The sequence below is a fragment of the Ureibacillus yapensis genome, assembly GCF_003515775.1.
In the GTDB taxonomy this organism is placed as follows: Bacteria; Bacillota; Bacilli; order Bacillales_A; family Planococcaceae; genus Ureibacillus; species Ureibacillus yapensis.
The window spans coordinates 103,118-120,528 of the sequence record NZ_QWEI01000009.1 but is presented as its reverse complement, the minus strand read 5'-3'; the positions used below and the strand labels follow the sequence as shown (position 1 = coordinate 120,528).

Below are 17,411 nucleotides of genomic sequence, written 5' to 3'. Positions count from 1 at the left end.
TCTTTTTTGTATTCGCTAACTATTAAAGCATGATTTCTATTTATTATTATTCAAACAATCATTTGAATATATAAATGGAAAAGAGGTACAATATATTCAAATTGATATTTGAATGAAGGAGAGGGAGCAGATTGAGTACAAAAGATACGTGTGATATTTATTGTTATGATGAAGAAAAAGTCAATCGAATACAAGGAAAGCTGGAAAACGAAGATATAGGCAGTGTTGCCCAATTGTTTAAGGCGCTTGCAGATGAAAATCGGGCAAAAATTGCCTACAGTCTTTGCCAAGACGGGGAGCTTTGTGTATGTGATCTGGCCAATATCATTGGTTCTTCCGTAGCGACAGCTTCCCATCATTTGAGGACCTTGAATAAGCAGGGAATTGTTAAGTTTCGAAAAGAAGGAAAACTCGCATTTTATTCACTGGATGATGATCATATTAAACAATTGATTTTGATTGCTTTGGCACATCAAAAAGAGGTGAAAGTACATGGCTGAACAACAATCAAGATTATCTGAAGAAGAAATAAAGACCTATCGTGTTCAGGGATTCAGTTGTACAAATTGCGCGGGCATCTTTGAAAACAATGTGAAACAGCTGCCTGGAGTGACCGATGCAAAAGTTAATTTCGGAGCCTCCAAAATTTATGTTCAAGGGAACGCGACAATTGAGGAACTTGAAAAAGCAGGGGCTTTCGAAAATTTAAAGATTCGCAATGAAAATGAACAGCGAGTAGAACGTGAACCTTTCTGGAAGCAAAAAGAAAACTTCAAAGTCTACATTTCAGCAATTTTGCTTGTGATTAGCTGGTTTTTAGGGGAGCGATATGGAGAGGAACATATTCTTCCAACGCTTGGATATGGGGCTTCCATTTTAATTGGCGGATATTCGTTGTTTATGAAGGGGCTTAAAAATCTAAGCCGACTCCAATTTGATATGAAAACGCTCATGACGATTGCAATCATAGGCGCTGCAATTATCGGTGAATGGGGTGAAGGAGCCACTGTTGTAATCCTGTTTGCCATCAGTGAGGCGTTGGAGCGTTATTCAATGGATAAAGCCCGCCAATCAATCGAATCATTAATGGACATTGCGCCAAAAGAAGCGTTAATTCGCCGTGGAAATGAAGAAATGATGATTCACGTTCAGGATATTCGAGTTGGGGACATCATGATTGTCAAGCCTGGCCAGAAACTGGCGATGGATGGGATAGTTGTGAAAGGAACGTCTACCATCAATCAGGCAGCCATTACAGGTGAAAGTGTTCCCGTAACAAAAACCGCTGATGATGAGGTGTTCGCAGGAACATTGAATGAAGAAGGCTTGCTTGAAGTAAAAGTAACAAAACGAGTGGAAGATACCACGCTATCAAAGATTATTCACTTGGTAGAAGAAGCGCAAGCAGAACGGGCACCTTCCCAGGCATTTGTCGATAAATTTGCGAAATACTATACACCGGCGATTGTGATGTTGGCCCTCATCATTGCCGTGCTTCCACCGTTGTTTGGCGGTGATTGGAGCGAATGGATTTATCAAGGTTTGGCTGTATTGGTGGTAGGATGCCCTTGTGCTTTAGTGGTTTCTACCCCGGTTGCCGTTGTGACAGCAATCGGAAATGCAGCGAAAAATGGCGTGCTGATCAAAGGCGGAATCCACTTAGAAGAAGCAGGATCCCTTAAAGCCATCGCTTTTGACAAAACAGGAACATTAACTAAAGGTGCTCCGGCTGTAACAGATACCGTAACGTATGGCGGAGATGGAAATGAGCTGTTGACCATTGCTGCAGCCATTGAAAAAGGCTCGCAACACCCTCTAGCTTCATCCATAATACGAAAGGCGCAGGAAAACAAATTAGATTTTAAGGGCTTGTGGGTTGATGAGTTCCACTCGATTACGGGGAAAGGCGTAAAAGCAAAAGTAAACCATAGAATCTATTATGTTGGAAGTCCCGCTCTTTTTGAAGAATTGCACCAAAAAATCGAAAGTGCGATAAAAGAAAAAATAACATCTATGCAAGCAGAAGGAAAAACGGTCATGGTTTTGGGAACGGAAAAAGAAATCCTTTCTTTAATGGCCGTAGAAGATGAAATCAGAGATTCATCGAAAGAAGTCATTGGGCGATTGAACTCTCTGGGGATCGAAACGGTGATGCTGACAGGCGATAATGCAAGAACCGCAGCGGCCATTGGAAAGCGAGTAGGCGTTTCAGAGATTAAAGCAGACTTGCTTCCGGATGATAAGTTGAATCGCATAAAAGAACTTCGTGAAAAACATCGGAAGGTGGCCATGGTCGGAGATGGAGTGAATGATGCACCTGCACTAGCGGCAGCTTCCGTTGGTGTAGCGATGGGTGGTGCCGGCACCGATACAGCATTGGAAACGGCGGATATTGCGTTAATGTCCGATGATTTAAGGAAATTGCCCTATACCATCAAACTAAGCCATAAGACGTTAACTATTATCAAACAAAACATTACTTTCTCTTTGGGCATAAAATTGGCGGCATTATTGTTGGTGGTGCCAGGGTGGCTAACCTTATGGATTGCAATCTTTGCCGATATGGGGGCCACACTCCTTGTCACACTGAACAGTCTGCGTTTATTGAAAGTGAAAGAGTAGAATCATTCATTTATATGAATGTTGAAATAGGTGTCGATAGTGGGTAAATAATGTAGTACCAGTGATTTAACATAAGGAGTGATTTTTTGGTTAGTAAAATAATTTTAAACGACAGAGTCATTCATTTAAGCGGTTATGAAGAAGAAAAAGTTAATGGACTCTATAAAGTTTCAGTTGTTTTTGATGTGACAAGCGAAGACTATCATGACATTGCAACTTTGCTTTACCGCGGAACATTCGATGTTAAGATTCCTGAGAAAGACTCGGCATTTAAAGGCACGATTCATAATTATTCCACTTCCATTACAAATTTATATAATGAAGATCAAGTAGGGCAGTATAAATTGACTTTGTTGGAAGAAAAGGACTGAGGTGCAATGAGGTTAAGCATATTAGATCAATCTCCTATCTCTTCAAATCAAACCCCATACGGCGCATTGAATGAGTCGATGGAATTGGCACAAGCTGGAGAAGCGCTGGGATACACTAGATACTGGATTGCCGAACACCATGACTTGCCAGGACTCGCATGTTCTGCGCCTGAAGTGATGTTAAGCTACATTGGAGCCAACACGAATCGAATTCGTATTGGCTCGGGGGCGGTTTTATTGCCTCATTATAAGCCCTTTAGAGTGGCAGAAATTTTTAATATGCTGGCAACATTATTTCCAAATCGGATTGATTTAGGGATAGGACGAGCGCCCGGTGGATCGGCTGAAGCGACGAATGCTTTGTCGGATAACTTTTTGCAAAATGTTTATAAATTTCCCTCCTTACTAAGAGACCTGCTTCATTTTTTAGATGATGATTTTCCAGCGGATACCGAATACTCGAAATTTACTGCGTCTCCAATACCTGAATATCCGCCTGTGCCATGGCTTCTTGGTACAAGTAAAAAAAGTGCGCTGCTAGCGGCAGAAAATGGGTTGCCGTATGCTTTCGGCCATTTTATGAGCGACGATGATGGAGCTGCTATAATCAGGGAATATATCGACGACTTCCAACCGAGAAAAGTGGGACAAACGCCACAAGTCATCGTGACTGTTTCAGTGATTTGCGGAGAAACAACGGAAAAAGCAGAAGAGATTGCAATAAGCTTTCTTATCTGGTCTCTACAAAAGGAAAAAGGGGAAGGTAGCCAAGGAGTTCCTTCCATTAAAGAAGCCAAGCAATATACGCTTACTGAAAAAGAAAAGGAATCGCTAAAAAAAATTAGACAGAACATGATTATCGGCAATCCTTATGAAGTGAGACAGAAATTATGCGCGCTGCAGACGAAATACCAAGCAGACGAAATTATGATCAATACAATTGCATACTCTTCGAAAGATCGAATTCAATCCTATAAGCTAATCGCAAAAGAAGTATTTCCAAAAGGAAAAACTTTCGAATAGAAATTTCCTATATGAAAGTCATAATGGAATGATTGGATTAAATCAGGCGAATGTTAAAAAAGTGCAGTAGGAAGTGGATATTAAATGAGAAAATATGAACCAGTTGAAAAAGTAGTAAAGGAATACCAGGTAAAATCGGTTAGCTGCAATAAATGCGGAAAAACTAAGGAGCTTGACAGAGATGAATATAAAGGGATGTGGCAACTGGAGGAATTTCAAGCCTTTCATTGCAATTTCGGGTACGGCAGCAAATATGACGAAGAACAATGGAAGTTCGATCTTTGTGAAGCGTGTTTGGAAGAGCTGATCAATACCTTCAAAATAAAACCAGAAGGATATCACAAGTAACATCTGAAGGTCGCTTACAATAATTATGGCGATAACTTATGCTACTATAATATAAGCCCTAATAGTGAATAGGGGTTTATAAACGAAAGTATATAAAGTAACGAAAGAAGTTCTGTATTGATTAATCGATAAAAGATTAGTCATTTAACGGAATAAGGAACAAAGGAGAATAGAATCTAGTTGTATGTTAAAGGAAAAAACAGAAAATCAATTGAACTATAATTTTATGACGTTTATTTTGGCTTGGTCAGGATTCGTTATTTTAATGAGTATGTACATCACGATTCCTTTAACATCCGTTTTTGTAACCGCACTCAACATCAGTACGACAGAAGCGGTTTGGATTGGAAGCGCATTTTCATTATGCTATGCAATTTGTTGTTTATTTTATGGACCGTTATCAGATAAGTGGGGACGTAAAATTTTCATGGTCTACGGCATCGGTTTATTAACCATCATTACTTTTGCCATAGGCTTTGCCGAAAACTATCATATCCTTCTTGCGTTAAGGGCTCTTCAAGGAATTGCGGCTGCCGCCTTTATTCCCATCTCTCTTGTCTACACAGCAGAATTATTTCCTCCCCAAAAAAGACTGACAGCCATTGGGTTTATTACTTCTGGCTTTCTAATCGCAAGTGTTGTATCCCAAGTATTTGGGTTAATCATCAATGCCAGCCTCGGTTGGCAAGCAATCTTTATTAGCCTGGGCATTATTTACTTGGCAACGGCCATACTTGTTATTTTCTTTTTGCCGAAAGATCAAGTTCAATATCCTGATGAAAGTATTTTACGCAAGTATATTCAAATGAAGGACTTATTTAAAAATCCAAAATTGTGTATAGCATTTGTCATTACCTTTATGCTGCTGTTCTCACTAGTGGGAATGTATACGATTCTGGGTGATTATTTAGCATCAGAGAAATTCGGATTCACGGAACAGGAAATTCTAACTGTTCGGGCATTGGGGATTATAAGTATGCTTATGTCTATGTTCGCCGGGAAAATTTCGGGGAAATACGGGGTTATTCTTTCATTGCGCATCGCTTTGCTTGTTGCAGCTCTTGCATTATTCCTCATGGGTGTTAGTTCTTCAGCCATCATCCTGATTCTTTGCAGTCTTCTATTTGTTGGAGGCATTGCATTTGTCGTACCCGTCAATATTTCATTGGTTAATATATTCGCCGGGGCACAACGAGGAAGCGCTGTGCTGTTCAATGCTTTTATTCTGTTTCTTGGGGCGAGTGTAGGGCCCATGTTAGCAATAAAATTGATGGAATCAGGAAATTACCTCTTATCCTTTTCTATTTTTAGTATCGTTTTATTTATTGGTTTCCTCTTGTCATTGTTTATCAAAAAAACTTCGTGATGAAAAGTGTGTTGATCCAATAAGGTTTAACGCACTTTTTACTTTTATTGTGCTTGAACACCCTCAAAATTCAAGATAGCGATAGTGATGTTTTAGGGTATTAAATTCTAGAATGTCTTTCTTCAAACAAGGCTAAGATTCTTTCGCAGCGTTCATGTTTCACTTATGAAGTGCATGGGAAAACAAGCCATAGGAGGAATGATGATGGATTACAATCTATTTGGCAATTCAGGTCTGAATGTTTCTAAATATGCTTTAGGCACAATCCCGTTCAGTGGCACTAACGGCTTTGAAAAAGCGGGTGACATGGATCAGGAAACGGCAAATTATATGGTTGATTATGCACTGGATCAAGGCATCAACCAATTTGATACAGCAAATTTATATGCAAAAGGCGATGCGGAGATTGTTCTGGGCAAAGCGATAAGAGGCAAGCGCCATGATATGGTCATCAGCAGTAAAACAGGATTCCAACTCACAGATAATCCGAACGATGTCGGAGCGACAAGAATCAATATTGAATCGTCAATAGACGCTACATTGAAAAGGCTCGGTACTGACTATATCGATTTGTACTATGTACACTGTTGGGACGGGCAAGTACCGGTATACGAAACTGTCCAAGTGATGAACGACCTAATTAAAAAAGGGAAAATCCGCTATTGGGGAGTATCCAATTACAGCGGTTGGGCACTCGCAAAGACACATACGCTGGCAGTGGAAAATAAACTGATGCCGCCAATCGCGCAGCAAATCTATTACACACCTGAATCACGTGAAGCCGAGTACGAACTTTTGCCGGCAGGTAAAGAACTGGGCATTGCCAATAGTATTTGGTCCCCGCTGGGTGAGGGGCTTCTCACAGGTAAAATTACAAGAAACAAGAAAGCGGAACCCGGGACAAGACAAGGCAATGATTGGCCCGAACCATATATTAAAAATCTGGAATTATTTTATGACCTAGTTGATTTATTGCAAGAGGTGGCTTCCAAACATAAAGCGACAGTTCCACAAGTCGTTCTTGCATGGCTGCGCGATCAACCAAATGTAGACTCAATCGTCATAGCTGCAAGAAATAAAGAACAACTGCATGAAAACATTGCATCCTATAATTTAAAGTTAACGGACGATGATATTTCGCAAATTACTGACTTAACCGCACCTGAACCCATCTATCCATTATGGCATCGCGCGATGAATTCATTTGATCGAGCTTCAGACGCTGAGAAAGTATATTTGGAACAATACAATAAGTTGATGAACAGCAAAAACCAAGATATATAAAGAAGAAGTGGAGACATAAGTTGTGGCGATCACTTAAAGATTATTTCCTTCAGAAAATAAAAATATAGTGTCCTTAAATGAATCAAAAGAATCCGGGCGCTTTTCTGTAAAAAAGAAAAGCGCTTATTTTCATAGGTCCATCTATAGGATATCTGCAGATTAGAAGAGACTGGATAAAGTTTGCAGATAATCAGGCAGTTTGGGTGAGTGTATAAAGAGGGAATAAATTTGTATGATATAATTTATAGTTTTAAATTTAATGCATTATGTACCTATTTAAATAAAGGAACGGTGAATAATTCTTGGGCAGTATATGGATTTCAGTTGTAATTGTGTTAATACTCATTGTAGCAAATGGCATTTTTGCGATGACGGAAATTGCGATTGTGACATCTAAAAAGAACAGACTAGAGAAAATGCGGGATGAAGGAAATGCCAGTGCTGCATATGCATTAAAATTAGCAGAGGACCCGAACCAATTATTATCAACAATCCAAATTGGCATCACATTAATCGGGGTATTTACAGGCGCATTTGGAGGAGCAACAATAGCCAGTGAACTTGCTGTTTATGTTGAACGGGTCGAAGTTCTTGCTCCTATCAGCTATCAGCTAAGTTTTATCATAGTGGTTGGACTTTCTACTTATTTATCTTTAATTATCGGGGAGTTAGTGCCGAAACGGATAGGGATGGGAGATCCGGAAAAAGTGGCTTGTGCAGTAGCGAAACCGATGTTTTATTTCTCAAAAATTGGACGTCCCATCATATCTTTTTTAAGCATCTCTACTGAATTTGTATTGAAAATAATGGGGATAAAGCCAACAAAAGAACCGGATGTAACCGAAGAAGAAATTTCCCAATTGATTGCACAAGGTGTTTACAGTGGGGTTGTCGAAGAAATCGAGCAGAATATGGTCGAACAAATTTTTTATCTAGGAGATAAACGTCTTAGGGATATTTTGACAACCCGCACCCAGCTTGTGTGGATTGATATTGAGAATTCATTTGAAGAAAATATGAAAATAATGAAGGAAAGCCCTTACTCCAAATTTCCTGTTGGGGAAGGCAGTCTAGATAACTTTAAAGGAATAATTCATGCAAAAAATCTCTTATCAAATATTGTAGCAGGAGAGAAATTTGCGCTAGCTGATTATGTCGAAGAAACACTCGTCCTCCCTGAAGCGATGAAGGTGTTTCAGGCATTGGAAACATTTAAGATACATGGACAGCATGAAGCCATCATTATTGATGAGTATGGCGGAATTGAAGGATTTGTCACGCTTCATGACATTATGGAAAATATTGTTGGTGAAATGCCGGAGAAAGATGATGAAGAAGATCCGCAAATTATAGAGCGAAATGAGAATTCATGGTTAGCGGATGGTCTTGTTTCAATTGATGCATTCATCCGATTTTTCGACTTGGAAGATAACATCATCATGAACCCTAATAAAAACTTCCACACATTGGGAGGTTTTATTACCGATCACATAGGGGATATTCCGAAATTAAGGGATATCATTCAATTAGGGGAATTGCAATTGGAAGTGGTGGACATGGACGGTGTCCGGGTAGATAAAGTATTAATTTCAAAGATAGAAGTTGAGGAAGAAGAGGAAGATTAAACGTTAGGGGCGTTATCCTGAATAAGGATAATGCTCTTTTACATTGCCGAAAGGTGCTGCTGACATTTCATTAAAGCATCTCTAGTTTCATTAACATCATTTGGTTTATCCAAGAGAAAATCATAGGGGCGGCTTTCTTGACAAAAAAGCCAAAAAAGCCGCCCCTATGTTCATTGCCGCCAATCATGACCAGCCAATGAAGCTAAAGTTTGCTTCTATTAAAAATATTTTTCTTGATGATTAAATAGTTCCGGATTTCAAAATTTAAATAAAATAAATTTGCTCTGACTTCAAATTCTTCTCTTGACTTCGGCAATTCTGTTTCACGTATGGACTCTTCGTACTCTTCTAATTTCTTTAAAGCAATAGTGGTATCTCCTGAATCAACGTGTTGGCTGATATTCAGAAAGATATTGGCAAGCATTCCTTTTTGTTTGATCACTAACTCTGATGAAGAAATTATGCCGACAATTGTTGCCATTTTTTTTAGAATTTCCAATTGATCCTCCCGCATTTCGAGATAATAATAATCTTTATTTTCCTTTCTTAACAGATGGTTTTCTACCTCTTGAATCGTGATGCTTTTAGCTTGATTAAGCAAATCTTCTGCTTCCATTAATTCTTTTCTGTCCCATTTCCGATTGCTATCCTTTAAAAAAGCTGAGAATTCGTAGAGAATCACGCTGAATTTATGTTCAATTTGTGTTTTATATTTTTCAATTTTTTCCTTATGGCTTGGCATAATGCTGTTTACAAGTAGGGAAATTCCAATACCGATGAAGATAATATAAAGTTCATTCAATAAGTTTTCCAGATTGGCTTCCTCTACTGTATAAATATGCAAAACAATCACTATGCTCGTGACCAACCCTTCTTGAATACGTGCTTTAACAAGGATTGGAACAAACAATAAAATAAATAGCGTTAAGACAATTGGATTATATCCTAATAGCTCAAAAAAGATGGAACCCAGAATTAAAGAGAAAAGAGAGGCGAAAAACTTTTTCTGAATGGAATGCAATGTCTTTTTCTTTGTCTTTTCAATACACATAATGACGATGATGGCCGCAAATGATGCGAATTCCAAGTCGAGCAAACTCGCAATCCAAATTGCTAGCCCTGCTCCTATAGCAGTCTTAATTGTCCGATAGCCCATTCCAACCATATATACCATCCTGTGCTTTCTTATTTTTTAACTAATAGTTATGGACCCATTGTAACAGAAAAAATGCGGGGCGGTGGAAGCAAAGGATTCTTGGCCTATGAAAAGTGGCGCCATGTTATGGAGTGGCCATAATAAGGGTAAACAAAACTATGTAGGATATAAACAGAGAAGCTTTTGGAGGGATTTATCGTGAAACGTTTTACAGAAGAAGAAAAGATAAAGATTTTATCTGACATGATTGCGATAAAATCGATTAATGAAAACGAAATCGAAGTGGCAAATTACTTGAAAGATTTATTTGCTGAATACGGCATTGAATCTAAAATTGTTCCAGTTACAGACACTCGTGTAAACTTAGTGGCTGAAATCGGAAGCGGGAGTCCAGTTATTGGCGTTTCCGGTCATATGGATGTCGTTTCTCCAGGTGATGAAAGCGAGTGGACTTCAGATCCCTTCACATTGACAGAAAGTGAAGGGAAATTATACGGACGCGGAACAAATGACATGAAAGCTGGATTGGTGAACCTTGCTTTAGTGATGATTGAACTCAAGGAAAATAATGAACTGAAAAAGGGTACTGTCCGTTTTATGGCAACGACTGGCGAGGAAGTCGGCGGCGCTGGTTCCAAAAAATTATATGAAGAAGGCTATATGGAGGATGTCGATTATCTATGGGTGGCTGAACCATCCCATGATACGATTATTTACTCCCACAAAGGATCGCTTAACTTGCGTGTAACCTCCATTGGTGAAGCAGCACACAGCTCTATGCCTGACCAAGGGTATAACGCCATTATTCCACTGATGAAATATCTATTGGAATTAGACGGAACATTGAATGGTGATGATCGCAAAAATGAGGTTCTGGATCAATTGGTGATGAGTACAACCATTTTTAATGCAGGGAACCAAGTGAACTCGGTTCCGGAAAAAGCTGTAGCTGAAATAAACGTACGGACGATTCCAGAGTTCGATAACAATGAGGTGATCCACTTATTCAACACAGCAGCTGACAATTACAATAAAGAAGGTGCGAATATTCATGTTGAAGTGACCATGTCATTGCCAAGTGTTTTCACTTCAGGCCAATCTGAAATGATTCGCCTTGCTAAAGAACTCGGCAAAAAGCATTTGGATTTGGAAATTTCCGTTAAAGGTTCGCCGGGGGTGACGGATGCTTCAAACTTATTGAGAGGGAAAGATGAAAACTTCCCATTCATGATGTTTGGTCCTGGCGAAACGAAAATGGCGCACAAAACGGATGAATATGTCTATAAAGATTACTACTTTGCATTCTTCGATATCTATAAAGAATTGATTTTAGGATTAGCGAAATAACAGTTTAAAAATATAGAGATGACAATCATTTATGGTGGTTATCTCTTTTTGCTTGTTTTCTCATCAAAAATGTTAATGAGGAACGATATGGCGACCTCCCTGGTGGACAAGCAGAACTTTCATGTGATTTTATCAGATAATAGGGTATAACGAAAGATTGACAAAAATACTTTAATGCACAGAAAGGATAGTATAATGTCGGAAAGAAAAGATGAAATAATCTTAAGAGGGCTTAAGGAAAATAATCTAAAAAGTATAGATTTAAACATACCTAAAGAAAAGATTATTGTATTTACTGGACTTTCAGGATCAGGTAAAAGCTCCGTTGTTTTTGATACGTTAGCAACAGAAAGCAGAAGACAAATGACTTTGAACTATCCTCTCTATGTCCGAAATCAAATGCCAAGGTACGAAAGGCCTTATGCCGATCTTATGCAAAACTTAAGTCCGGTGATAGTTGTAGAGCAAAGACCTATAGGAGGCAATTCCCGTTCAACTGTAGGCACCTATATGGATATAGATCCACTAATTAGACTTTTGTTCTCGAGAATAGGACAACCATCGATAGGTTCTGCTAACGATTTTTCGAGTCAAAGTTCCTTTGGTAGATGTCCGGAATGTGGTGGATTTGGGGAAGTGATTGCACCAGATGTAAATAAGTTGGTTGATTTCGATAAGTCGCTCCGGGAATATGCTGTTAAATTCAAGCCTTTATCTCCTTCAGGTTGGCAAGGTAATTGGATGATGACCTGCGGATTATTTGATCCGGATAAACCCTTAAAAGACTACCCGGAAGAAGACCTCCACCTGCTGTTATATGGTCCCCGGGAAGGTGAAAGAGCTTATGCACCGTTTCACACAAAAAATGGACCGCACAATGCAGAGTGGGATGGGTTATTGCCCAGATTTACACGTGTCTATATAAATAGGGATATCTCAAAGCTAAAACAAGTATCCCAAGATGATGTATTAGCGGTGTCAACACATTCATTATGTCCAACATGCCAAGGTTCAGGCTTAAACCCGGAGGTATTAAAATGCAGAATCAATGGCTTGAATATCGCAGAATACGATCGATTAGAGCTTCCGGAAATACTTGAAGAACTAAAGAAAATAAAAGATCCTATGGGAGAATCGATAGCCAAACAAGCAATCCCGTATATAAAACAATTGGTCGACATGGGATTAGGGTATTTGAGTCTGACAAGAAAAATGGGCACCCTATCCGGAGGTGAAGCTCAACGCGTAAAAATTGCCCGTCATTTAGGGAGCAGTTTAAATAATATTACCTATATTTTCGATGAACCAAGTGCGGGGCTCCATCCGGAAGAAGTGAATATGTTAATTGGAATGCTAAAAAGGATAAAAGAGCATCATAATACCGTAATCGTAATCGAACACAATCTATCTATAATAAAAGCTGCTGATGAAATAATAGAGATGGGTCCGGGTGCAGGGGTGAATGGAGGAAAAGTTGTCTACCAAGGACAATTAGAAGGATTAAAAAACTCTCCAACTGCAAACGCCTTAAAGCACAAACTAAAAATAAACAAAAGCATAAGAGAGAGTAAAGGTTATTTTACAATAAGAGAAGCAAAGAACAACAATTTGAAAGATGTGAATGTAGATATTCCTAAAGAAGTCTTAGTCTCTGTCTGCGGGGTATCTGGTTCAGGCAAAAGCTCCTTAATATTGGAAGCATTCAAGGAAAGATATCCAGAATCCATAACAGTTGGACAAGGTGGTATCGGTATTTCCAGCCGTTCCACCATGGCTACATATATGGGAATAATGGATGACATTCGCGCAGCATTTGCAAAGGCAACAGGGCAACCGGCAGGATTGTTCAGTTTCAACTCCTTAGGGGCATGTCCTGTCTGTAAGGGAAAAGGAGTTCTTACACCTGAGGTAGCATTTGCAGATCCAGTGACAATTCCATGTGAGGCGTGCGGTGGTACGAGATACTCAGACGAAGCACTGTCCTATCGATATCAGGATAAAAATATAATTGAGATATTGCAATTAACAATAGATGAAGCTGCCGATTATTTTACACAGCAAAAAATCCTAAACAGAGTGAAGATGCTGAAGAACGTAGGATTAGGGTACTTGACCTTAGAACAGACGACAAGTTCTTTAAGCGGAGGAGAAACCCAACGCCTAAAACTCGCGAGCCAATTACAAAAGGAAGGTCAAATCTACCTGTTGGACGAACCATCCTTAGGATTACACGCAGAAGATGTTGAAAAACTTTTGGATGTATTTCAAAAGCTTGTGAACAGAGGCAACTCAGTCATAGTAATCGAACACAATTTAGACTTTATAGCGGCGAGCGACTGGATAATAGAAATGGGTCCGAGAGGAGGAAAACAAGACGGTGGGCAGATTATATTCGAAGGCACACCGGAAGAAATGCTAAACGCAGAGACAGTCACAGCAAAATGGTTAAAGGATGGAGCTGGAAAAGATCTCGCTTAAAATCGGGCCATGAAATACCCATTCTTAAACAAAGTAAATCTTGTAAAGGTTTTCCCTTAAACCATTGGGGGATTAGTTTAATAAGAAAAGAAAATATCTCGTAAATTTTGGGGATTATAGCTTTGAGGATGGATAAATTAAAGAGGAAAGATATATTTTTGTAATAAATAAATTTATCTTTAAATCAAGACTCTTTAATTGAAGATAAATTAAAAAAGATTTAAAATTAACTTGTTCACTAAAAGCAATATTAGAAATAGTACATGAGGTTGTTATCTTAATTTAAGGAGAGATTCGTAATGGGAAAATTAGATGGAAAAGTAGCAATCATTACAGGGGCAGCACAAGGTATGGGTGCTATGCATGCTCGTAAATTCGTGGAAGAAGGCGCAAAAGTAGCGATTACTGATCTTAACTTGGAAGGTGCCCAAAAACTAGCCGATGAATTAGGAGAAAACGCAATTGCTCTTAAATTGGATGTTGCCAGTGAAGAGAACTGGGTAGAAGTTGTAGCAAAAACAGAAGAAGCATTTGGTTCAATCAATGTGTTAGTAAACAATGCAGGGATTGGCATCTTCAAAACTTTAGAAGAATTAACTGTGAAAGACTTCGAATTAACATTCAAAGTAGACGAGCTTGGCGTATTCTTAGGAATGCAAAAAGTACTTCCGTCTATGAAAAAAGCTGGCGTAGGTTCGATCGTTAACATTTCATCCGTAGATGGTTTGGTAAGTGCCCCAACGGCTATTGCTTATAGTGCTTCAAAACATGCGGTAACTGGTATGACTAAAGGTGCGGCAGCTGAGCTTGGGCAATATAACATCCGTGTAAACTCTGTACATCCTGGAATTATCAAAACACCTATGGCGGACCAACCGGATGTTGAAGAATATCTTAGACAGCTTGAACAAGATATTCCACTAAGAAGAAGAGCGGAAGTAGAAGAAGTATCCAATTTAGTTGTATACCTTGCTTCTGACGATTCTAGTTATTCAACTGGAGCACAATTCGTTGTCGATGGCGGTATGATTTCAGATTTGTAATTAAATAAAGTTATAGGCCCCAACATTGGATGATTGGGGTCTTTTTTTTTGTAAGCATTAGATGTGCAACTAAATAAGACTAGTGAATTATCACATTACACTTCTAAACAACATTCAGAGCTGAGTAATTTAGTGTTTAGTCATTCGGTTTCTTTATTAAATTAAAGGGCGCTTTTCGGAACTAAAATATGCGTCTTTCTTCATGATAATGGCCATATTCTTGAATAACTATTTGGCTTGTAAAGCAGACTCCTGAATGGACATTCCATTAAAATTCTTACATATTTGTTCCCAGTAAGGTGAAAACTATTATTTAATTACTGCCATATCCATTAGTATTAAATTTTCTAAAATTGAAGGGAGTTATTGACATATGGACGCTAATTGCGATTTTTCACCAATGAAACAGCAAATGTCAGAAGGAATACAGCAAATCACTAACGAACTCCAACATAGTTTAGAGGTGCTAGGTGACGAAAATTATTGTCTCTTAGGGAAACTAGAGCAAATTAAAGAAAAATTTATTCAAATGGAGTCAGTAGCAGCTTCCTTTTACTTACAGTGTTATTTATCAGCTTTTACAGATAAATATATAGAGCTTTCCAACAGCGTTCAGCAACTTTCCGATCGTAGACATGGTGCGTTGATAGTGGTGCAGCGGCAAGATCCGCTTGATTCTTTTATTCAAAAAGGAATACCAATAGGGGGTACTTTAACGCCTGCATTGCTAGAAGCTATCTTTTATCCAGGCAACCCCCTTCATGATGGTGCCGTGCTGATTTGTGGTAATCAAATCGTTTCAGCCGCAAACGTCCTCCCCTTAACAACTGCAGTTATAAGCGGAAAAAAACTTGGCACTCGTCACCGTGCCGCGATAGGTTTATCAGAGAAAAGCGATGCTCTTGTACTTGTTGTGTCAGAAGAAACAGGCAGAGTTTCCTTTGCGCTGGATGGGGTACTTCATCCCATAGCTACTGCTCAATCCTTTCACTAAGGAGATTGTTTTTCTTTTTTAGAAAGCAACTTAATCTATGTTATTGTTTTTTTAATTAATCAAATATGTGCGTTAAAGTAAATGCCTAATTATAGGCAGAAAAATATCACTCCAAATGAAAAAGACTATGTATAACAGGATAAATAAAAGGTAACAGGTTAAACTTTTATTTATCGGAAAAAACTTAGCCCTAAAAACATCATACGACAATGGATAAGGTAAAAAGGAGTGCGGAGTGCATATATGTCGGTAAAAAGTGAAAGTCATGACGATAAAAACGCGAAGCTCACTGCAATGGATGAATCATTACATCCCAAATCCGTTGATGATAGGACCGTAAAGCCAAGAGATTATATCTTTATGTGGATTGGCGATGGGGTCAATATAGGAAATATGACGCTGGGAGCCAGTGTAATTGTAGCGGGACTGGCAACGTTAAATATCTATCAGACAATACTTGCCGCTTTGCTTGCAATTGGAATCATTTCAACTATTTTTTCTTTAAATGATCGACTAGGCTATAAAACAGGTATTCCATACGTTGTACAGCTAAGAATGTCTTTCGGAACAAAAGGAACAGTGATTTCTTCATTATTGCGCGGTATACCGGCAATCGTCTGGTACGGTATTCAAAGTTGGATTGGCGGTACTGCTTTAAATGAATTTTTGAAGATTGTTACAAATGGATCATTTGATAATGTTTTTGTCTGCTTCGTAGCCCTTCAAGCAATTCAGATTGTAATCTCGCTATTTGGCTTCCATGCGATTAAATGGGTAGAAACACTGGCATCCATTATTTTTATGATAGGACTTATTTACGTGTTTGGAATCCTTGTAACTTCTTATAGTACTGAAATTACTCAAAACTGGGTACGAGCGGAAGGTTCATGGGGACTGCCATTCTTCGGGCTCATTATGGTCTTTTTAGGGAATTATGCTGGGATCTTTGTAAGTGCTGCAGACTATTCCAGAGAGCTGAAAACGGGGATTAGCGATAAGAAACGCGGATTATTATACTTTGTTCCGATTACGATTTCATATGGTTTTGTAATTGTTATTGGTGCAATGCTAGCTTCAGCGACAGGGGTGACGAATCCTGCAATCGCACTTCCAATGGTCATCGAAAATCCTTATATTTCAGCAGGTGTATCTCTATTTATCGTCTTTACAGTAATTGCGACAAACATGGTAGCAAACGTTGTTCCACCAGCCTATGTAATTACATTACTGACAGGCTTAAAATATAGAATCTCTGTAACGATTACAGGGTTGCTTGCTCTATGTGCGTTCCCTTGGCTGCTTGTACAAGAGTCATCGGCTAAAGGGTTAAATATGTTCGTTCTCATTTACTCTGCATTTTTAGGTCCGGTTGTCTCCATACTCTTAGTCGAATATTATATTTTAAGAAAACAGAAAGTGAATATTTCGGAATTATACAATGATCAAGGTGCTCTTGCCGGATATAATCCAGCAGCTTTGCTTGCGATGTTGATTGGTGCAGCCGCTGCGTTTATTGAGGTAGACCTTGCATGGATTATTGGTTTAGTAGTAGCAGGAATAGCTTACTATCTACTTTCGAAATATGCCTTTAAGAATTCAGCCTTTAAAAGAGGAACGATTTTCGAGAAATAAATATTTTTCGCGAAGAATATATCTCATGCGGTTCTTAATGGTACCCGGTTATATATTCTGAATTGGTCATTATATTTATAAGCGTCAACAAGCCCCCATCTTACTATGGATGGGGGCTTGTT

At 38.8% G+C, this 17,411-nt stretch carries 14 protein-coding genes; 13 read left to right on the top strand and 1 reads right to left on the bottom strand.

Annotated features, from left to right (window positions below; genetic code table 11):
* Window positions 1-131: 131 nt before the first annotated feature.
* The 8 genes from D1B33_RS14855 to D1B33_RS14820 all read left to right on the top strand — a co-directional run bounded on the left by D1B33_RS14855 (window position 132) and on the right by D1B33_RS14820 (window position 8,639).
* Window positions 132-500 carry an ArsR/SmtB family transcription factor gene (locus tag D1B33_RS14855; RefSeq protein ID WP_118877187.1) on the top strand — a complete coding sequence of 123 codons (369 nt, stop codon included), beginning with the start codon at window positions 132-134 and terminating at the stop codon, window positions 498-500.
* The gene (locus tag D1B33_RS14850) at window positions 493-2,622 is read left to right on the top strand and encodes a heavy metal translocating P-type ATPase (RefSeq protein ID WP_118877186.1); all 2,130 of its coding nucleotides are present in this window, start codon (window positions 493-495) and stop codon (window positions 2,620-2,622) included. The genes D1B33_RS14855 and D1B33_RS14850 overlap by 8 nt, the downstream gene beginning before the upstream one ends.
* A gap of 86 nt (window positions 2,623-2,708) precedes the next feature.
* Window positions 2,709-2,993, top strand: a complete 285-nt coding sequence (locus tag D1B33_RS14845) for a DUF3219 family protein (RefSeq protein ID WP_118877185.1) — start codon at window positions 2,709-2,711, stop codon at window positions 2,991-2,993.
* A 6-nt stretch (window positions 2,994-2,999) separates the two neighbouring features.
* Entirely contained in the window at window positions 3,000-4,016 is a 1,017-nt protein-coding gene (locus D1B33_RS14840; RefSeq protein WP_118877184.1) for an LLM class flavin-dependent oxidoreductase, read from the top strand.
* Window positions 4,017-4,100: 84 nt separating this feature from the next.
* Window positions 4,101-4,364, top strand: a complete 264-nt coding sequence (locus D1B33_RS14835; protein WP_118877183.1) for a hypothetical protein — start codon at window positions 4,101-4,103, stop codon at window positions 4,362-4,364.
* 184 nt (window positions 4,365-4,548) lie between these two features.
* Window positions 4,549-5,730 (top strand): MFS transporter, encoded by a 1,182-nt coding sequence (locus D1B33_RS14830; RefSeq protein WP_118877182.1) that lies wholly within the window; start codon window positions 4,549-4,551, stop codon window positions 5,728-5,730.
* A gap of 204 nt (window positions 5,731-5,934) precedes the next feature.
* Window positions 5,935-7,014 carry an aldo/keto reductase gene (locus D1B33_RS14825; protein WP_118877181.1) on the top strand — a complete coding sequence of 360 codons (1,080 nt, stop codon included), beginning with the start codon at window positions 5,935-5,937 and terminating at the stop codon, window positions 7,012-7,014.
* Window positions 7,015-7,316: 302 nt separating this feature from the next.
* A complete protein-coding gene (locus D1B33_RS14820) occupies window positions 7,317-8,639 on the top strand; it encodes a hemolysin family protein (RefSeq protein WP_118877180.1) in 1,323 nt (440 codons plus the stop codon).
* Between the two features lie 202 nt (window positions 8,640-8,841).
* Here D1B33_RS14820 and D1B33_RS14815 read toward each other — a convergent pair whose 3' ends face one another.
* Complete coding sequence (locus tag D1B33_RS14815; RefSeq protein WP_158582999.1) at window positions 8,842-9,804, bottom strand: aromatic acid exporter family protein; 963 nt, start codon at window positions 9,802-9,804, stop codon at window positions 8,842-8,844.
* A gap of 189 nt (window positions 9,805-9,993) precedes the next feature.
* Between D1B33_RS14815 and D1B33_RS14810 the strand changes: the two genes are divergently transcribed.
* The 5 genes from D1B33_RS14810 to D1B33_RS14790 all read left to right on the top strand — a co-directional run bounded on the left by D1B33_RS14810 (window position 9,994) and on the right by D1B33_RS14790 (window position 17,289).
* Complete coding sequence (locus D1B33_RS14810; protein WP_118877178.1) at window positions 9,994-11,142, top strand: ArgE/DapE family deacylase; 1,149 nt, start codon at window positions 9,994-9,996, stop codon at window positions 11,140-11,142.
* A gap of 195 nt (window positions 11,143-11,337) precedes the next feature.
* The gene (locus tag D1B33_RS14805) at window positions 11,338-13,620 is read left to right on the top strand and encodes an ATP-binding cassette domain-containing protein (RefSeq protein ID WP_118877177.1); all 2,283 of its coding nucleotides are present in this window, start codon (window positions 11,338-11,340) and stop codon (window positions 13,618-13,620) included.
* 299 nt (window positions 13,621-13,919) lie between these two features.
* On the top strand, window positions 13,920-14,663 hold the full coding sequence (locus D1B33_RS14800; protein WP_118877176.1) for an SDR family NAD(P)-dependent oxidoreductase: 744 nt from the start codon (window positions 13,920-13,922) through the stop codon (window positions 14,661-14,663).
* Window positions 14,664-15,036: 373 nt separating this feature from the next.
* A complete protein-coding gene (cdaS, locus tag D1B33_RS14795; protein ID WP_118877175.1) occupies window positions 15,037-15,657 on the top strand; it encodes a sporulation-specific diadenylate cyclase CdaS in 621 nt (206 codons plus the stop codon).
* Between the two features lie 243 nt (window positions 15,658-15,900).
* A complete protein-coding gene (locus D1B33_RS14790) occupies window positions 15,901-17,289 on the top strand; it encodes an NCS1 family transporter (protein ID WP_118877174.1) in 1,389 nt (462 codons plus the stop codon).
* The last annotated feature ends 122 nt before the right edge of the window (window positions 17,290-17,411 follow it).